The 19,473-nt window shown below is 45.6% G+C and carries 9 protein-coding genes; 3 read left to right on the top strand and 6 right to left on the bottom strand.

Features of this window, described 5'->3' with window-relative positions; translation table 11 throughout:
- Window positions 1–64: 64 nt before the first annotated feature.
- The 3 genes from MKX34_RS08615 to yhbH all read left to right on the top strand — a co-directional run bounded on the left by MKX34_RS08615 (window position 65) and on the right by yhbH (window position 9,821).
- Window positions 65–6,802 (top strand): DUF11 domain-containing protein, encoded by a 6,738-nt coding sequence (locus MKX34_RS08615; protein WP_143758990.1) that lies wholly within the window; start codon window positions 65–67, stop codon window positions 6,800–6,802.
- A complete protein-coding gene (locus MKX34_RS08610) occupies window positions 6,799–8,484 on the top strand; it encodes a DUF11 domain-containing protein (protein ID WP_076103978.1) in 1,686 nt (561 codons plus the stop codon). Before MKX34_RS08615 ends, MKX34_RS08610 begins: the two co-directional genes overlap by 4 nt.
- A gap of 173 nt (window positions 8,485–8,657) precedes the next feature.
- Window positions 8,658–9,821 carry a sporulation protein YhbH gene (yhbH, locus tag MKX34_RS08605; RefSeq protein ID WP_036684553.1) on the top strand — a complete coding sequence of 388 codons (1,164 nt, stop codon included), beginning with the start codon at window positions 8,658–8,660 and terminating at the stop codon, window positions 9,819–9,821.
- A gap of 774 nt (window positions 9,822–10,595) precedes the next feature.
- Here the strand turns inward: yhbH and MKX34_RS08600 are convergent.
- From MKX34_RS08600 to MKX34_RS08575, 6 genes are all read right to left on the bottom strand, one after another.
- Window positions 10,596–12,101, bottom strand: a complete 1,506-nt coding sequence (locus tag MKX34_RS08600) for an alpha-glucosidase/alpha-galactosidase (RefSeq protein ID WP_076297566.1) — start codon at window positions 12,099–12,101, stop codon at window positions 10,596–10,598.
- A gap of 121 nt (window positions 12,102–12,222) precedes the next feature.
- Window positions 12,223–13,152 (bottom strand): AraC family transcriptional regulator, encoded by a 930-nt coding sequence (locus tag MKX34_RS08595; RefSeq protein WP_094903395.1) that lies wholly within the window; start codon window positions 13,150–13,152, stop codon window positions 12,223–12,225.
- A 152-nt stretch (window positions 13,153–13,304) separates the two neighbouring features.
- Window positions 13,305–15,359, bottom strand: a complete 2,055-nt coding sequence (locus MKX34_RS08590; RefSeq protein WP_081384062.1) for a methyl-accepting chemotaxis protein — start codon at window positions 15,357–15,359, stop codon at window positions 13,305–13,307.
- A 97-nt stretch (window positions 15,360–15,456) separates the two neighbouring features.
- Window positions 15,457–16,299: a sugar ABC transporter permease gene (locus MKX34_RS08585; protein WP_036684372.1), complete on the bottom strand. Its 843-nt coding sequence runs from the start codon at window positions 16,297–16,299 to the stop codon at window positions 15,457–15,459.
- Entirely contained in the window at window positions 16,296–17,609 is a 1,314-nt protein-coding gene (locus MKX34_RS08580) for a sugar ABC transporter permease (protein ID WP_036684375.1), read from the bottom strand. The genes MKX34_RS08585 and MKX34_RS08580 overlap by 4 nt, the downstream gene beginning before the upstream one ends.
- Window positions 17,610–17,716: 107 nt before the next feature.
- Window positions 17,717–19,048 carry a maltose ABC transporter substrate-binding protein gene (locus tag MKX34_RS08575; protein ID WP_036684378.1) on the bottom strand — a complete coding sequence of 444 codons (1,332 nt, stop codon included), beginning with the start codon at window positions 19,046–19,048 and terminating at the stop codon, window positions 17,717–17,719.
- Window positions 19,049–19,473 lie beyond the last annotated feature (425 nt).

Below are 19,473 nucleotides of genomic sequence, written 5' to 3'. Positions count from 1 at the left end.
GTATTAACTGTGCCGTCCTAGTTATAGGACGGCACACTTTTGATCAAAACCAACCTCGAAGGAGGTGAGAATCATCCCACTAGTCGTACGGGCAACGATCAATGCGACCGGTGCTATCACATTTACCGGCAACACGCTTGGACTTAGCCGCTCCGATACGATCGGAGTGCCAGGGACACTAGACAGCATCGGTGGCTTTACTACTGTTAATACTTCATCAACATTTGGTACCTATCCTAGCGGAACTACTAGTCTTTATACAAGCAACAGTTCAGCAGCCATACTGGTCCTACCCTCAGGCAGTACCGTACTGTATGCGGAGCTAATCTGGGGCGGTACCTATATTAACGGAAATGTAAACCTTAGTTCGGCCATTAACAACCCTGTCTCCTTCATAACCCCTGCCGGCACTACATTCAGTGTTACTCCTGATTCAGCAACGAGCAACGTAGTCGATTTGGGAGGTGGTGCATCAGCATATGTTCGTTCCGCCAACGTGACCAGCATTATCCAACAAGGCGGTGCCGGCACCTACACCACTGGCGGTGTAGTGGGTACGATTGTTATCCCTAGTGATTCTACAGCCAACCATGCGGGCTGGACGCTGGGTGTAATCTACCAAAATACAGCCTTACCTTTTCGCAATATGTCCCTTCGGGCAGGTGCAATACTTGTACAGGCAAACTCAGCTCCGGTATCCACTACAATAACTGGATTTGCCACACCCATTACTGGTGCGCTTGGCGGCAGAGCGTTATTCAGCGCGCAGGAGGGGGATGCCAACCGTTCGGGGGATCAGGCATTATTTGGTCCAACCTCTGCTACACTTGTTGCTTTATCGGGACCTAATAACTTTGCCAACAACTTTTTTGCATCGCAGATTAACAATGATGCAGGTAACCTAAACACAACGGGTACCTTTGGAAACCGCAACCAAATAAACGGAAATCCAGGAACCAACATTATCGGTGGTCGCCAAGGCTGGGATATTACCAATGTTGACGTCTCCGCACGGCTGATAAACAATCAATCTTCAGCCGTATTACAATTAACCACCTCAGGCGATGCTTATGTACTCAACGGTAATGCCATACAGGTTGATATCAATGCTCCAAAAATAAACCTCACTAAAAGCGCTAATGTAGCCGGCCCCATAGTCGGTGATACGGTAACTTATACGGTGACTGTCAGTAATACAGGAACAGCGGGAGCAGCAAGTGTCGTTTTATCAGATGCGCTGCCGGCAGGATCCACTTTTGTAACTGGAAGCGTAGTTGTTGCTGGTGTCTCCAGACCTACTTTTGATATTACAGCAGGAATCTCACTAGGCTCATTAGCTTTAAGCAGTTCAATAACTGTTACATATCAAGCCAAAGTCACTTCATTACCACCAAGTCCGCAAAATATCGCTAATACCGCTAATGCTGCCTTTACATTTCAAAGTGTAGCCGGAGGCCCTATCATGACTGGGGTCATTCCATCTAATACAGTAACCTTACCTGTATATTCACCCGTCCTTAACATTGTGAAATCAGCCAGTACTACCAATGCTACGGTTGGAGATCAGATCACCTATACCCTTCAAATCACTAACACAGGAAATATCGGCGCGGTAACAACACTTACAGATAATATTCCTTCAGGCAGCTCTTATGTCGCAGGTAGCTTCACCGTCAATGGAAATCCTATCGCCGGTAACCCTGCCACAGGGATTGCTATCGGTACGGTTGCCGCCGGTGGCAGTTCTACTGTTCAATTTCGGGTCATCGTGAATAGCCTACCTTCTCCGCCACAGCTGGTCGACCAAGCAAGCGCCGCTTATACGTTTCAAGTTCCAGATGGGCGAACAGTAGCTGGATCTGCCTCGTCCAACATTTTGTCTATTCCAGTTAGAACACCTAATGTTACCGTAGTCAAAAGCGCTGGATTCGCCGACGTAACTGTCGGAGATATACTACTCTACACCTCTGTAATCAGCAACAACGGAATTGCAGCAATTACCAACGTGTCACTCTCAGATACCATCCCTGCGGGTACATCGCTGGTCCCCGGAAGTGTTACCGTCGCCGGTGTGTCACAACCCTCAGCTAATCCTGGAACAGGGATTTCTGTCGGTACCATCGCTCCAGGAAGCTCCGTCGCCGTCACTTTTCAGGTCAACGTTATCTCATTACCCAGTCCCGCTCAGCTATTGAATAAATCTAGTGCCTCTTTTAGCTCGGGTGCTTTTACTGGCATTTCAGTCTCAAACACGACGACAACTCCCGTGTATCAGCCTGTAATCCAAATTGCAAAAAGCTCGAACGTTTCCAGTGCAACTGTAGGCGGCAATATTCTTTATACGTTAAATGTTCAGAATTCTGGAAATATCGGGGCGGCTGTAACCCTGAGCGACAATATTCCTTCAGGAAGCACCTTTGTCTCGGGAAGTGTAACTGTTAACGGTGTTGCTAGACCTGCTGACTCTCCACTTACAGGAATTAACTTAGGTACTTTAGCTTCAGGGGCAGCTGTTCCTGTGACCTTCCTTGTCTCTGTGCAATCTCTGCCTGCTCCACCTGTTCTGAATAACCAAGGCAGCAGCAATTACACCTACCAACTGCCAAGTGGAAGATCATTCTCCGGGACCAGTCTGTCCAATACCCTAACCATTCCGGTCTCCGCTCCAAACATTACACTAACCAAAACTGCAAACCTGACTAATATAGCGGTTGGAGAAAATCTGACTTATTCAGTCGTAGTGTCCAACCCAAGCAGCGTCGCTGTCACCAACGTCGTTGTCTCTGACCCTATTCCTACGGGGGGAGCTTTTGTAGCAGGCAGTGTGACTGTCAACGGTTCGACGGTAGCAGCGGCTAACCCAAGTACAGGTATAGCAATCGGAAGTATCGCCGCGGGCAGCTCTGTCACGGTGTCTTTTAGAGTGAATGTCGCTACCTTGCCAAGTCCAGCACAGTTTACAAACAGAGCCAGCGCCTCCTTCACCTCTGGGGCGTTCACCGGTTCTTCGCTCTCAAACACGATAGTAACACCTGTATTTCAGCCCATCCTTAGTATGGTCAAAAGCGCCAATGCAGCACAGGCATCTGTAGGGGGATCTCTCTCATACTCCATCCTGATCAGCAACACCGGGAATATTGCAGCTACTCTATTAGTAACTGATATCCTGCCACCCCAAGCCGTGTTTGACACGAATAGTGTAATTATTGGAGGAACGCCTTTGCCCGGATATAATCCGGCAACTGGCATTCCAGTTGGACCGCTCGCTCCTGGTGACAGTGTCACCGTAAGTTTTCTGGTCACAATCACAGCCCTGCCTCCATCACAAGTATTGCTGAACTCTGCTTCAGCGACATATAATTTCACCCTTCCAGACGGGCGTCAGCTCGGTGGAAATGTAGTGTCCAATACGCTCTCTGTCCCAGTGTCTGCCCCTAACGTCAGTGTTGTAAAAAGCGTAAACGCTGCTACTGCTGTTACTGGTGATATCCTTACCTTTACCTCTGTATTGACCAACAACAGTATTGCAACAGTAAGCAATATCATTCTCAGCGATCCTCTGCCTGAGAATGTAGCTTTTATTCCCGGAACCGTAATTGTAAGTGGCACTCCCCTGCCGCTAGCAGTTCCGTCCGCCGGCATTCCAATCGGTAGTTTGAGCCCTGGCGTCACAGCTACCGTAACATTCGAGGTGAGGATAACAATGCCGATACCATCACAGATTAACAATCAGTCGTCTGTCAGTTTTACATCCGGTGTATTCTCCGGTTCTTCTTCATCTAATATCACAACTACACCAGTTATTCAGCCCCAAATCTCCTTAGTAAAAAGTGCCGCTGATGGAGACGGCGATTTCGATGCTCTAGTTGTCGGTGATTCTGTCATCTACACAGTGATTGTTAGCAACGCAGGTAATTTGGCTGCAAATTTAACACTAACTGATAACATCCCAGCAGGTACTGTCTTCGTTCCTAATAGTGTCATAGTGGGTGGTATGCCTCAACCTGGTTCAGCCCCAGATACAGGGATAGCTGTAGGAAATGTCGCTCCTGGTGCCAGTATTGCTGTCAGCTTCACCGTTGATATCATCTCCTTACCTACACCTCAGCAGATTAGTAATCAGGCTTCCGCAAGCTTTACCTTTACTCCGCCTGACGGTAGACCGTTATCTGGGACTGCTGTGTCTAACACTGTCACATTACAAGTCTCTGCTCCTAACATTGTCGTTACCAAGAGCACCACTTCAACATCAGTTGCTGTTGGTGAAACGGTCACTTACAACGTCAATATAACTAATAATGGTATAGAATCTGTTACTAGCGTCTTGCTGAGTGATCCTACACCGGCAGGGAGTACTTTTGTAACAGGCAGCGTATCGGTCAACGGAGTTCCATTCCCGAACTTGAGTCCTGCTTCGGGGATATCTATCGGCACTCTAGCAGCCGGTGCTTCAGCGCTGGTTACTTACAGTGTTACTGTTACCTCTGTCCCTCCTACAGCTTCACTCATCAATCAGGCATCCGTTACCTTCACTTCAGGCGTTATTTCAAGCTCCACTTTTTCTAATACTGTTACAGTCCCTGTGTTCCAGCCGAACATTGCCGTAGTCAAGAGTGCTAGTACAGCCAATGCCACGGTTGGCGATTCAGTTAGCTACACACTGACAGTGAGTAACACAGGAAACTATGCTGCTAATTTAACACTGACGGATAATATTCCCGCAGGTACCACTTTCGTTCCGAATAGTGTGCTCATCAACGGCCTCCCTTTAGCGCAAGCGGATCCTTCCACCGGAATTGCAGCTGGAATAATACAGCCTGGAGGAACCACCGTAGTCATTTTCACGGTTGACATCACTTCATTGCCTAGTCCTCAGCAACTGGTCAATCAAGGAACCACAGCATTCAGCTTCACCTTACCCGACGGACGTACACTTAATGGGTCTGCACTCTCTAACACCGTCACTATTCCTGTCTCCTCACCTAATATTGCTGTAGTTAAAACTACAACCACAACATCAACTACGGTCGGTGACACTATCACCTATTCCATAGCTTTAACTAATAACGGTATTGCCACTGTAAATAATGTGGTCTTCACAGACGCACTTCCTGCTGGTACTACATTTGTGACAGGCAGCGTGCTTGTGGACGGTGTGCCTCGTACAGGAGTTAGCCCATCTACTGGAGTAACCTTAGGCAGCATAGCACCTGGTGTAACCGTAACTGTTGCTTTTACCGTAAATGTAGTTTCACTGCCGGCTACCGGATTGTTAAACAATCAGTCAACGGTCAGTTTCACCTCAGGTGTTGTCTCGAATGTAGCTTTCTCAAATATCGTCTCCACACCTGTCTATCTGCCTATCCTTGCAGCAGTAAAAAGCTCCAATTCAGTCAATGCTACAGTTGGGGATACGATTACTTATACTATCAATGTGACCAACACAGGCAACTACGGTGCTTTAGCAACCCTGAGTGATACCATTCCTGCGGGTACAACGTTTATTCCAAACAGTGTACTCATTCAAGGTGCTCCTGCTCCAGGAGCAGACCCGGCTGCTGGCATACCACTGGGTGTAATCTCCGCGAACGGAAGCCTGTCTGTGATCTTCTCAGTTCTTATCACAACATTGCCGGCAAGCCAACAGCTGCTCAATCAAGCTTCGGTCGCGTTTGCATATACGCTTCCGGATGGACGGACATTTAACAGTTCGATCAATTCCAATACGACAACAATATCAGTATCCTCACCGAACGTTGTCATCACTAAATCTTCGACAGCTACCGATGCCGTTGTTGGCGATACCATCACTTATAATCTCACTGTTACCAACAGCGGAATAGCAAATATCAGTAACGTTAACCTCAGTGATCCAATACCTGCGGGCTCTACCTTTGTCGCTGGCAGTGTGACCGTAGATGGCACTCCACGCCCTAGCGCCAATCCAGCGAGCGGCATCTCGCTCGGCACGCTTGCGCCAGGCGCATCTTTCCAAGTCTCATTCAACACAATTGTCAATGTGCTCCCTAATCCTGCAACGCTTAGTAATCAGGCTTCTGTCAGTTTCACCTCTGGCGCATTTTCAGGCTCCTCATTCTCAAATACACTAGTAATTCCGGTATATCAACCTATTATTGTAGTTGTCAAAGGGGCGGACAGAACCGCCGCAACTGTCGGAGATACGATTACTTACTCCTTGAATGTGACGAATACTGGTAACCTCATCGCAAATGTAGTTATCACCGATACCATCCCTAACGGAGCTGTCTTTGTTCCAAACAGCGTGCTCGTGAATGGGGTACCACAACCAGGATCAGATCCGTCTACAGGCTTAAGTATTGGGTCGGTAGCTCCGGGAAGTACAGTAACAGTAACGATTACCTTACAGGTTACTATTGCGTCCCTGCCTTCACCGCAGCAGTTGGTCAATCAAGCTACAGCAAATTTCACATTCACACCGCCAGATGGACGTTCACTCACGGGCTCCTCTGTCTCAAACGTCCTCATTATCCCTGTATCTTCTCCGGACGTAAGTGTTGTTAAGAGCACTACTTCTATTGATGCGGTTGTTGGCGATATCATTACCTATACGATAGTTGTCACCAACTTAGGGATTTCACCAGTCAATAACGTCATCATGGTTGACCCTATTCCAGCTGGCAGCCAGTTCGTAACGGGAAGCATTACCGTAGATGGAGCCCCTCGTCCTAGTGGCAGTCCGGCTTCGGGAATCGCAATTGGTACAATTGCTGCAGGTGCTTCTTCAACCATTACCTTCCAGGTTCAGGTAGTAGCGTTATGATTCCCGGCTCACGTACCCAACCTGTCGTAACCAATCAATCCATGGTACTCTTCAATTCGGCAGCGGGTGTTGATGGAATTGTCTATTCCAATACCGTTAACACCCCGGTCGTGGGCCCCGTGCTTTCATTGCTGAAGAGTACAGATAAACTCCACGCCTCTTTAGGCGACACTTTGGTGTATACCATTAAAGCCAGTAATAATGGAAATACAGATGCTTTTTTGACGGTGTTTGACATTCTTCCAGAAGGTGTATCCTTTATTTCCAACAGTGTACTCAGAGACGGTGTGCCTCTTCCGGGGGCTACACCGTCTTCAGGCATCCCCCTTGGTTCTATTGCACCGCAGAGTCAAGTGAGCATCGCCTTTCAAGTCGTCATCATTTCGCTGCCGTCTTCCCTAGTGCTGCAAAATAAAGCGCTAGGCCGTTTTTCTTTTTCCACTCCGGAGGGAAGAACCGTTAAGGGTGAGCTTGCGTCTAACTCTGTACTGGTTTCTTTACGCTCCTACCAGCTCTCGACCTCTTTGTCTGCAAGTACTCCGACTTCTTTTATTGGGGATGTAGTAACTTACACCTTGCGACTTACAAATGAAGGCAACAGCCTCTTAACTCAAATCAGTGCAACAATTTCTATTCCGGACGGGACAGTGTTTATTCCAGGCAGTGTCATTGCAGGTGGGATTTATTACCCAGAAGCAGACCCGGCGAAAGGAATATTACTCGGTTCGCTGGACACAGACCTAAGCGTTGATATTACTTTTCGTGTCCGGGTAACAGAGTATTCTCCCTCGTTAGCCTTGACCAATAGTGCAATTGTCACCTATTCAGTTGATGAGCATACAATTACGACCGAAAGTAACACTGCGGTTGTCTCACTTGTCCAAGCGGGGGTCACCATTAGTAAAAAAGTGGATCATGTTACAGCAGCTCCGGGCGACAATTTGAGATATGAGCTTACGGTAACCAACAACGGGAATCTGGCTGTAAATGCAGTCCTAACAGATGCTATACCTTCAGGTGCTCTTTTCGTATGGGATAGTGTTCTCTTAAATGGAGTGTTGCAAAAAGGTGCACGACCAGCGGAAGGCATCCAGTTAGGTTCTTTAAGAGGCGGAACTACAGCAGTTGTAGTTTTTCAAGTGAGTATACCTGCAGCCATTAACATACATGAAATCGCAGCCGTACAAAACCATGCTAGCGTTCAGTATACCTTTGTGCTTCCAGACGGACGGACCGTACGACAAACCTCTCGTTCCAATACAGTTACCACCCTAGTAGTCACACCTGTCATTTCACTGGTAGTCCATGCAAAACCAACTATTGTAGAAGCAGGTGAGCGAGTCCAATGCTGGATCTCACTAACCAATAACGGAAATTGGCCTGCGGAAATATCTCTGAATCGTCTAACCCCGGAAAAATGTTTTCTTGATCCCAACAGCATTGTAATTGATGGAGTTCCGAATCCACAATCTTCATTTACCGGCACCTTGCCGCTGGGAATAGTTAATGCTGCATCTATGGTTAACATTCATTATTTTATCCAGGTGAGTGAACAGGTAATGGGTCGTTTCCTTAAGGGCTCCGTGAATGCTCAATACTCTTTCAATATGGATGGACGTGACTACTCTGGCGAAAGTCAATCTAACAGTTATGTGCTGACCGTAGATGAGATCAGTGAATAAGAAATCACATATCCCTCATCCCCATGAATATACTTTAGTTACAACCCCAAAACATCCCCACAAGGTGAGGCTTTGCTCTCTATGCGTACTCAGGTACTTTGCGGGGGATCCAAATATATACTTTGCAAAAGATTCCTTCAATCAACATTCATATTCCATGGGAGGTGGTCATCCTGTCGCAATCATCCGGTCCCTTTTCCTTCGTAGTCTCAAAAGAAGATTGGTCCCTTCATCGTAAAGGTCATCAGGATCAGGAACGCCATCAGCAAAAGGTCAGAGAAGCCATCAAGGATAATTTGCCTGACCTCGTTACCGAAGAGAATATTATTTTGTCAGGCGGTAAGCAGATTGTGAAGGTTCCGATTCGCAGTCTGGATGAATACCGGATTATTTATAACTTCCGTAAACAGAAGCATGTAGGACAGGGGGACGGAGAAAGCCAGGTCGGAGATGTGCTTGGGCGCGATTCACAATCGGCACAGCCAGGCAAAGGAGAAAAAGCAGGCGATCAGCCCGGTCAAGACACCGTGGAAGCAGAGGTCAATCTGGAAGACCTGGAGGACATTCTATTTCAGGATATGGAATTACCACATTTGAAGCCTAAGAATAAGGAAGAGATCGAGGTCAAATCCATTATTTTTAACGATATTCGTAAAAAAGGGATGATGTCCAACATCGATAAAAAACGTACGCTGCTGGAGAATCTTCGGCGCAATGCAAGCAGCGGCAATCCCGGCATCCACAGTATCAGCCCAGATGATCTGCGCTACAAAACATGGGATGATATTAGAACCCCTCATTCCAATGCGGTCATTATTGCCATGATGGATACGTCAGGTTCGATGGGTTCTTTTGAAAAATACTGCGCCCGCAGCTTCTTCTTCTGGATGACCCGTTTTCTGCGCCGCCAGTATGAGAAGGTAGAGATTGTCTTTCTCGCCCACCATACGGAGGCTAAGGAAGTCAGTGAGCATGATTTCTTCACCCGTGGCGAAAGCGGGGGAACGATTTGTTCCTCAGCATATCAGCGAGCGATTGAAATTATCGATAGCCGCTACCCGCCAGCACAGTACAATATTTATCCATTTCACTTCTCCGATGGTGATAATCTCACCTCCGACAACGAACGTTGTGTGAAGCTGATCGGAGAACTGCTGAAACGAAGCAATATGTTCGGCTACGGTGAGGTGAATCAATACAATCGTAGCAGTACCTTAATGTCAGCTTATCGCCACCTGAAACATGAACAATTCATGCATTATGTCATTAAAGACAAAAAAGAAGTGTATCAGGCGCTGAAGACCTTCTTTAGTCCAAAGGGTACGGTTAATTCTTAATGCCCCACTCCAAAACGCGGGTGTCCCAAAAGCCAAGAATGGCTGATGGGACATCCGCGTTTTTGGCGTTGCTCCTTCTTGAACAAAACAACAAACTTCGTAAATTGCGTCATCTGGGTCCGTAGGCATCGGGGATGAGCAAATAGCGTCATCTGGGTCCGCAAGATCAGGGGATACGCAGAATAGTATGTAGGGCAACTTTGGAATTACTGGGGGATCGGCGCATTCGGACACAGATGACCTTATAAGTAGCTTTAGCGCACATTTGGATTGCTATCGGACCCCATAGCTACTATTAGCACGAAAAACACCAAAAACGAGCTTCATTCTGAGCAATAGCTGCACTGGGGTCCGAAATCATGCTCCAAAGGGATAAATTGCTAAATAGTGTCATCTGGGTCCGTAAGTATCGGGGATGGGCAAATTGCTCATCTGAGTCCGTAAATATCAAAGAATGCGTCAGAATAGTATGTAGGGCAACTGTGTGGGATTACTGTAGCGCTCGGCGCTACGGTATAGATTAAAAAATAAGCCAGTGAAATTAAACTAACTTTCTTTTTTCAGTTACATAATAACTCCTACTATACACCTAATTTCACAATTTGGATCGGTACCGATAAACTTGTACTCCCCACCCATGTCAGCTTGTTATCGTAAGCTATGACTGCTGTTTTGTTTTTCCCCCGCTTAGATTTCCACCATGCAAATAACCTCCAATCCCAAACTCTGGAATGTGGAGGTTATTTATATTTAAAAAGCGTTCACCACTACACCCTAATGAACCTTCTCTCTATCCTTGCCTTTATCAGACTCACCAGCATTTTTGTTCGCTGCTTCCCGGTCCTGCATCATCTCATCCACCGTCTTCACCTTCAGGCGAGCAGCGCCCTCGTTGTTAGCGTTCGTTGGGATAAGCTCTCCTGAAGCCAAACGTTCCTTGGCCTTAGCAATAGCTTCGCTGTATTGAGGCAGCCACTGTTCCCCTGCGACGAGCATCTCATCGACCATCTGCCAGATTTCTTTTGGATTACATACGGCACCAACGAGTGGGTCCATCATAAATGCCTGACGCAACAGCTTATCATCGCCGTGTACAGCTGCTTCAACCGCCAGACGTTTTACTGAAATACTAACGTTGCATACGGCGGCAGGTCCAAGCGGCAATTCGCCTACCAGCGGCATGGAGATCCCGTTCCGGTCTACATATCCCGGTGCTTCGATAATAGCGTCATCTGGCAGATTAGAAATCACGCCATTGTTCACTGTATTAAAATGCCCCCGGTACACTCGTCCCGTTTCCAAGCCTTCTATAATATAAGAGCCGTGCTCTTCCCCGCGATTCTCCTTCGTATACTCCAGTGCCGCGTCTTTCATCCAGTTTGGAAAATCTGTCTCGAACCAATTTCGACCTTCCGTGCAGACACGCAGATAACCACCAGTTTCTCCGTTAATCCAGCTCCCCAGATCGATCCAATCCATAATTTCATCACTGCGTTTACGGTACCATGGCACGTACTCACTTAAGTGTCCATTGGATTCTGTACTATAGTAGCCAAAGCGACGTAACATATCAATGCGCACTTTTTCCGTACGGCTGAATTCCGGATGTTTCTCAAAAGCCTCTAAAAGACCTTCGGTCAGATCCTTCCCCTCATGACTTGCTGAAATATACCAGGTCTGGTGATTGATGCCCGCACAGATAATATCAACTTCGGATTTCTTAAGCCCATACACATCCGCAATTTGTTGGTGCCCATGCTGTACACCATGACATAGACCGATGGTCCGAACACCACCATATTTATTGCAGGCCCAGGTCAGCATAGCCATCGGGTTCGAATAGTTAAGCAAAAGCACATCCGGTGCTGCCATCTCCCTAATATCACGGCAAATATTCAGCATCTCCGCAATTCCGCGTTGCCCGTACATGATACCTCCCGCACACAGAGTATCTCCCACACACTGATCGACTCCGTATTTTAAGGGAATGTCCACATCCGTAGCAAAGGCTTCAAGCCCACCCATCCGAATAGTACAAAATACGTACTTAGCATCCTTCAGTGCTTCTCTGCGATCCGTTGTGGCCTGAATTTGTATATTTAAACCATTCTCCTTAATATCACGCTGGCATAGCTCCGTGACCATCTCCAGATTGTGGCTGTTAATATCCATAAATGAGACTTCGATATTTTTAAATTCCGGTACAGTTAGTAAGTCCCGCAACAATCCACGGGTAAATCCAATGCTGCCTGCCCCTATAAAAGACACTTTAAATGACATGGTTATCATCCTCCGGTAATGAATTGGTTGTTCCTGTCCATTGTAGCAAGGGACCTGAGGAAAGCGTAACCAATATCATGACCTCTTTTGAAAGAAGGTGTCAAAAATCCTAACCTATCAACTAAAAATCATGCTCTTCATAACTCCAGGCGTGACGCTCAATGGAATTGCGGAATTCTACAGGCGTGCAATCGGCGTATTTTTTAAAAAGAAGGTGAAAATATTGCCTGCTGCTAATTCCTACGTAATCTGCAATTTCAGCAATCGGGATGTCGCTCTGCCCAAGCAGCATCTTCGCCTTCTCCATTCGCAGCATATTCAAGTAATCGCTGAGTGTCCGACCCGTATGGCTCTTGAAAATTCGATGTAAATATCCGGGATGCAGATTTACTGCGGCAGCGATGTCCTTAACCTGAATGTTCTGGTCATAGTTCTGATGCAGAAATTCGATGCTACGGCGCACATAAAGCTGCGAGGGCTGTTGGCTGGTATGAAGCTGCTCTTGCCGAAGTCTGGATAATCGCAACAGAAGCTCACAAAATAATAAATCAACCATACTTCCCCCCTTCCCGCCGCTCTGATCAAGCTCTAACACAAGTCCCTTTAGAACATGATAGATTTCCTCCGGATCAGGCATTACTAAACTGGAAAAAGGAAGCTGCAGCATTTCTGCGAGCGCCGTTTCTTCACGGGCTAGCTTGCCGACAGAGGGTGCAACCCCTCTATATTCCATGAAGCCAAATTCCACATTTAGCATCCGACAAGGTGCCCCCTCTTCAACAATTAGCCTATGCGGAACATTCGCGTCTAGGATGATCAATTCTCCCCGCTTCAGCCGAACTCTCTCTTCTCCTCCTGAGCTTGGACGGACATCTACGATACAACTCCCTGAGATCAAATACATGATTTCCGTTGAATTATGCTGATGGTAAGACATATTGTAGTTATTCCACTGTTTATAATAGTAAGCAAAAAAATGAGGACTATAATCTCCCTCGATTAAAACCTGCTGAAAAAGACTCCCGCTAGGACTCAGATTTAAGTTCGTCAATGGATCACTACTTTCTTCATTTATTACTTAATACAAGTGTATCCCTTTAGCCACTTCGAAGACAAGATAACCTCCGATAGCGATCAAATCAACAAAAACGAGCAACTCTCCACTATACTGGAAAATTGCTCGTCTCTATTAGAATATTATTGTCATACTTGAAAAGAAACCAAAGAGTGCTTGAGATCCGCTGCCAAGCCCTCCAGCTTTTCCGATAAGGCAACCAATTCCTCACTAACCGTAAATTGCTGAGATGACATAGAAGCTACCTCCTCCGTCGAAGCTGTGGTCTGCTGGACAATGGAGCTGACGCTGGCCATGGATTCACCAAGTTGACGCTGGAACTCAATCAATTCGAGGACAGAAGCAGAAGATTCACTAATATGTCTCATGAAATGTTCCATTTCCTCTTTGACACTCGCAAATATCGTTGACGACTCTCTTACAGAAGAGATTTGTTCACGGAACTTAGGAGCGGCTTCATTGATATCCTTAACGGTGTTCTCGATATGTAGACCAATCTCTTCCGTGATCTTGGAGACCGATTGAATCGACTCATTCGACTGGTTAGCGAGCTGCCTGATTTCATCAGCAATCACTATGAACCCTCTTCCGGCCGCACCTGCCCTAACTGCTTCTATGGTAGCATTTAGCGCCAAAATATTGGTTTGCTTATTCACGGCAATCATAGGGCTGAGAATACTGCGAATTAAATGGGTGCTTTCTCTGAGCTTAGTAGAATTATCTTGAATTCGATTGATCATCTCTACCGTAGACTCACTTTGTTCTACTAGCAGCTTCATCAGCTCTGTACCTTGATTGCTAACCTCAATGACCCGTTCTGCTGAATGGTCCATCACTGTATTTATTTCCGTCACTTCACTCATTTTGCTGCCGATAATCTCAACATTGTGATAACTGCGTTCGGCTTCAACAGCGAGGCTGGCTGACCCCGCTGCAATCTCACCGGTAGCGGTCGCAACCTCTCTGGCATGGAGGGAGATTGTACTTGATGCTTGTACTAATTGTTCCGAAGTAAGGAGGACTTCATCTGCCGAATTCCCGCTCTGCCTTGCAAGCAAAGAGATCTGCTCCATCATTTTGTTGAAGCTGTGACCCAAGCGGCCAATCTCGTCCTTGCCCTTAAAATGGGTTCGTACCTGTAGGTTCCCATGCTCTCCTTCTTCCATCAAGACTGCCAGCTTACCCAGCGGACGCCCTACCAAACGAACAAGAATATAACCGATTAGTAGTGCTATTAAGGCTGCCGCTAGCACCACAGAAAATGTAATATATAAAAGCTTGTCCGCAGACTTGGTAAAATCACTGACGGGAGCATACCCCATAAGCGTCCACTTGGCAGTAGCCAAGGGCTGGTATACAACAAGCTGAGAACTTCCGTTCTCATCCTCCGCTGTAAATGAATGATTCTGCTCTTTACCTTGTTCTTCTGAAACTTTTATGTAAGAGGGTTGACCCAGCTTAGCTTGATCCACACCATACACAATGCTGCCATCCGCACTCAAGATACGAATTTCACCGGTCATCCCAATCTGAAGGTTAGACAGCATTTCAGTCATGGCCTTCCCTTTCACTTCGATTAGCATGTAATACTCCGCTTCGGGATGTACAAGATTACGCAGCAATCTCCCCATAGTTAAGGATGGCTCAGTATAAGCATCAAAAAAGCCTTTCTCACGAACGGGAAACCAGACTGGCTCTCCTTTAGCTGCGGCAATTTGCTCTAATCTTGCGGAAATGCCTTCATCACTACGAATCCCACTTATACCGGTAGATTTATAAGATTCTGATTCTACCAAGCTCTTGGATACCAGCCTGACGCCATACATCCGCTCATCAGACCCTTTTACCAAGTCCAGCTTTCTGCGAATCCGATCTTCAGCACCCGCTTTGGCCACAGTTGTAAGCTCGCCACTATTTATTTTTTCTAAATCACCCTTTAACACAGAGTCGAGTGCAAACTGCCTTGATAGTGCCTCATACTCTGCCAGCACAAAATCCAGCTTGTCCGCTGCCTGAACTACAGATTGTGTGGAGGCTGCAGCAACCTCATTCGTAATGATATTTTTGGCGGCAAAATAGGAAGTTAATCCTAGCACAGAGGATAAGAGAACTATAGAACTAAATAAAATAACGAACAGTTTAACTCCAACAGATTTAAAATATAGAGTCCAGGACTTTTTCATTAAGTTCACTCCCCATGACGAAATAAGGGTACAGCCCTCCATTTCTGTATAAAGGCTGTACCCTGATTATTTATTAGCATGAAGCGAGCGAATGGGTTTACCCCTTACTTGCTCCTGCTGTCAAGCCATCTACTAGCAGACGTTGCAAGAATACAAACAAAATCATAATTGGAATGGAGATCAAAACCGCACCCGCAGAGAACAAGGTAAAGTTCGTGTTTTGGTTCGTGTTAACCATATCCCACATTCCGACTGCGACCGTCCAGTTCTCCTTCGTCCGCAAAATAAGTCTGGCGAAAATGAAATCCACCCAAGGACCAACAAACTGAGTCAGCGCCATGTAAGTGATCATAGGACGTGACAAGGGTAAGATGATCCGCATAAATATCCCGAAATTACTCGCCCCATCTATTCGAGCCGCCTCATCCAAAGAACGAGGAATCGTATCCAGGAACCCTTTAGCGATAAAGGTCCCACCCAGCGGTGCCCCAGCCGCATAAACGATAATTAACGCAATATGTGTATCCAGCAAATTAAACTCTTTAAGCAGCATATAAATAGCGATCATACTCATAAAACCAGGGAACATACCAAGAATCAATACGGTGGATAACGCTGTTTTACGCGCTTTAAACCGGAATCTGGATACGGCATAACTGGTTAACAAAGTAAGAACTACCCCGATAAGCATCGAGAACACAGCTATTTTCAAGGTATTGGCATACCAAGTCCCAAACATATAGCTGGGTGATGTGAACAATTCTCTGTAATGTGATAAAGTGAATTGCTCGGGAATAAACGTTTTGCTGTACAATGATTTACCAGGTCGGAAGGAAGCTAAGAGAATCCAAAGGGCAGGATAGAGTGCAGCTATCGACAAAGCAATCAAGATAATATAACTACCTGCTAAGCGAATAATGTTCGCGACTTTTCTGCTCATTGGATCATATCCTCCTCTTTAAATGACTTCGTCCGGCGGTAATTGTACAGGGAGAATGAAGCGACAATGATAAAGATAATAATCCCTATTGCCGAAGCCATGTTGTTTTTATTCTGATCAAGCGTTAATTTGTATAACCAGGTTACTAGCAAGTCCGTAGAACCGGCATATTGATAGTCACCATTTACCGGACTACCCCCAGTTAATAGGAAGATTGCGTTAAAGTTGTTGATGTTACCTGCAAACTGCGTAATCAAGGTTGGTGCTGTGGAGAACAATACCATCGGCAACGTTACGATACGGAACTTCTGATAACCCGATGCTCCATCCACCTCAGCAGCTTCATACATATCCCGTGGGATAGTAGTCAGAACGCCCATGATAAGCAGCATAGAAACAGGAATACCTACCCACATATTAACGATAATTACGGTAACCTTAGCCCAGAATGGGTCAGTCAGCCACGGTAATCCATCCAGTCCAAAATACCCCATGTATTGATTGATAGGCCCGAATTGACCGTTAAATAAGTTGCGCATGAGCAGAAGCGAGATTAACTGTGGCACCGCGTAAGGCACAATCAGAATTACTCTCCACATTCCTTTGAAGCGAATGCCCTTCTGACTCACCAGCAAAGCGACCAACAGTCCTCCGAAGTATGTAGTAATGGTTGAAAGAACTGCCCATATAATTGTCCATGTTAATACACCATAAAAAGTGTGGCTCCATGTCTTAAGGACCAATAAATTACGAAAGGTCTGAAATCCAACCCAGTCCACCAATTTGGCGGGTGGAAGATGATCAGGTGCGGAATAGTTCGTAAAGGCCAACAGGATCATGAAGATAATTGGCATAATCGTAAAGAATAGAACACCAATGCCCGGCAAGACTAGAAACGCTTGAGCAAACTTGTAATCCAGGATATAACGAACACTTTGTTTAAAAGTGTTTGCCTGAAGACCGTTATCACGTTTTTCTCCAATCTTGTAAGCATCTCTGATATTCAAATACCACGCGATAATCAATAGAATAAGAATAAGGATGGTGATCAAGCTTTGGATCATAATATAAATCGAGTGATCACCGGTAACCATCTTGGCGATCCCCTTCACTTTAACCAGACGACTCGGATTCTCTCCTAGTGTTACAATGCCCCATAAGGAGTTGGCAAGATTCTCAATAAAATAAAAAACGGCTACAGCTTCTACGGCTAAATATAATATTCCTTTAACGAATTGGCGGTTATATATTTGTCCCAATCCCATAAAAATCGTCGACAGTATTGCGGCCCTCGTGCGATGTCGTTGCATTTCGCTTCCGTTCTCCTCTCAGAGTGAAAATAAGAAGCTGCCAGCCGCTAAACATGCGGCGGGCAGCTTGATTCACTGTATGCTGTTAAGACAGTGAATTATGATCCTTATTGAGATGCACTGTTATTCAAATCTTTGATTTGTTGTACAGCTTTGTCCATTGCTGCTTTTGGATCCCCATTTTTATCCCAAATTTCTGGAAGGGCAGCATTTACTGGACTCCATACGTTACCCATTTCAGGGATAGAAGGCATCGGTTGGGAGTTCTTAGCTTGTTCTGCAAAAACGGACACATAAGGATCGCTAGAGATCTGTGGATCAAGAAGCGCCTCGTTGTTTGTAGGAACCGAACCAATCGTTTTGTTCAGTAACAGCTGAGCGTCTTTGCTTGAAGCAAAATTCGCATACAATTTAGCAGCATTCGGATATTGAGTAAACGAGTTAACTGCGAAAATTTTAATACCAGAGAATGTAATTGCTGTTTTGCCATTCACAGTAGGGATTGGAGCAATACCAAGGTTGTCACCAAGAGCTTCTTTGTATCCTCCAAGCTCCCATGGACCTGTGATATCCATAGCTACATCACCAGAGTTGAACAAGCTGCGTTTGATATCACTGTTGATATCACCACTCTTAATTGGCAATGCTTCCTTCAATTTCACAAATTCTTTAAGTCCTGCAATTGCGCCATCGTTAGCAAGACCGATATCATCTTTATCCGTACCATCCTTACCGAAGAGGTATCCGCCATCGGATGCGATAAACATGTAGTTGAAGTACACGTTTCCTACTTCCCACATAATTCCATATCTATTTTTCGATTTATCCGTGAATGTTTTGCTGAATGCAAGAACATCATCGAATGATTTAGGTGCTTCTTTAACAAGCGATTTATTGTAGAACAATGCATAAGTTTCTGCTGCTCTTGGGTAACCATACAATTCGCCTTCGTACGAAGATCCGATAATCGAAGCTTCAGTATTGTTAGCTTTTGTTTCTTCACCGAAAACATCGTTAGGAAGAACCAAGCTCGCGCTTGCCGCTTTACCTAAGTTATCGTGAGGGATAAGAATAACGTCTGCCGCTAATCCTGAAGGACCATCTTGAGTAAGCTTAGTTACTTGATCCGGGGGTGCCAATTCTTCAACCTTGACTGGAACGTTATATTTTGCTGTGAACTGTTTAGCAATCTCATCTGCAAAAGGTCTTTCTTCTTTACTTTCCCATACCACTAGAGTTGCGCCATCTTCAGGTACGATTTCATCTGTTACTGCTGCATCTGTGCTCTCTGGCGCTGCAGTCTCTGTAGTAGCGTTGTTAGTAGCTTTTGCTGCGTTGTTGCCCCCGTTATTCGTACTGTTGTTGTTCGAACCGCATGCTGTAACGGACAGAGCCATTGAGAAAGCTGCGGTGATAACCATCATTTTTTTCAATTTCATTACTTTAACCCCTCCCAATTTTTAAAAACGTAAGATGGAAAATAGTAGTGCTGCAATCTGCGCAAACGATTTCAGAAAGGCTAAAAAAAAAGTTCTTCTTTTAGCTTGCTCCTTCTGTATCTGCATTTCACAGGTAAGAAAGCGCTTCATCCATGAGTACATCATACAACAGTAACGATTGTTTTTAAAAACGTTTGCATATACTGTATTGGGTCATTTTCCATTAATTGATATACATTATAGGCATATATCTCCATTTTTCACATGATATCTTTTAATTAGTCGATAATTCATGTGTTTAATATTGGAATATCTATTTTATTTGCCCCTAATATGCCACATTTTCTCTATTTCAAGAGATTTCTCATAAATTAACGTTCACAATGCTCGTTTACTTTAGTGAAATTTAGTGCAATGGTTTGAAC

Origin of the sequence: Paenibacillus sp. FSL R5-0636 (assembly GCF_037974255.1) — a bacterium.
GTDB classification, from domain to species: Bacteria; Bacillota; Bacilli; order Paenibacillales; family Paenibacillaceae; genus Paenibacillus_AQ; species Paenibacillus_AQ odorifer.
Note: the sequence above shows the minus strand (reverse complement) of the source record. Positions and strands in the feature narration are given on the sequence as shown.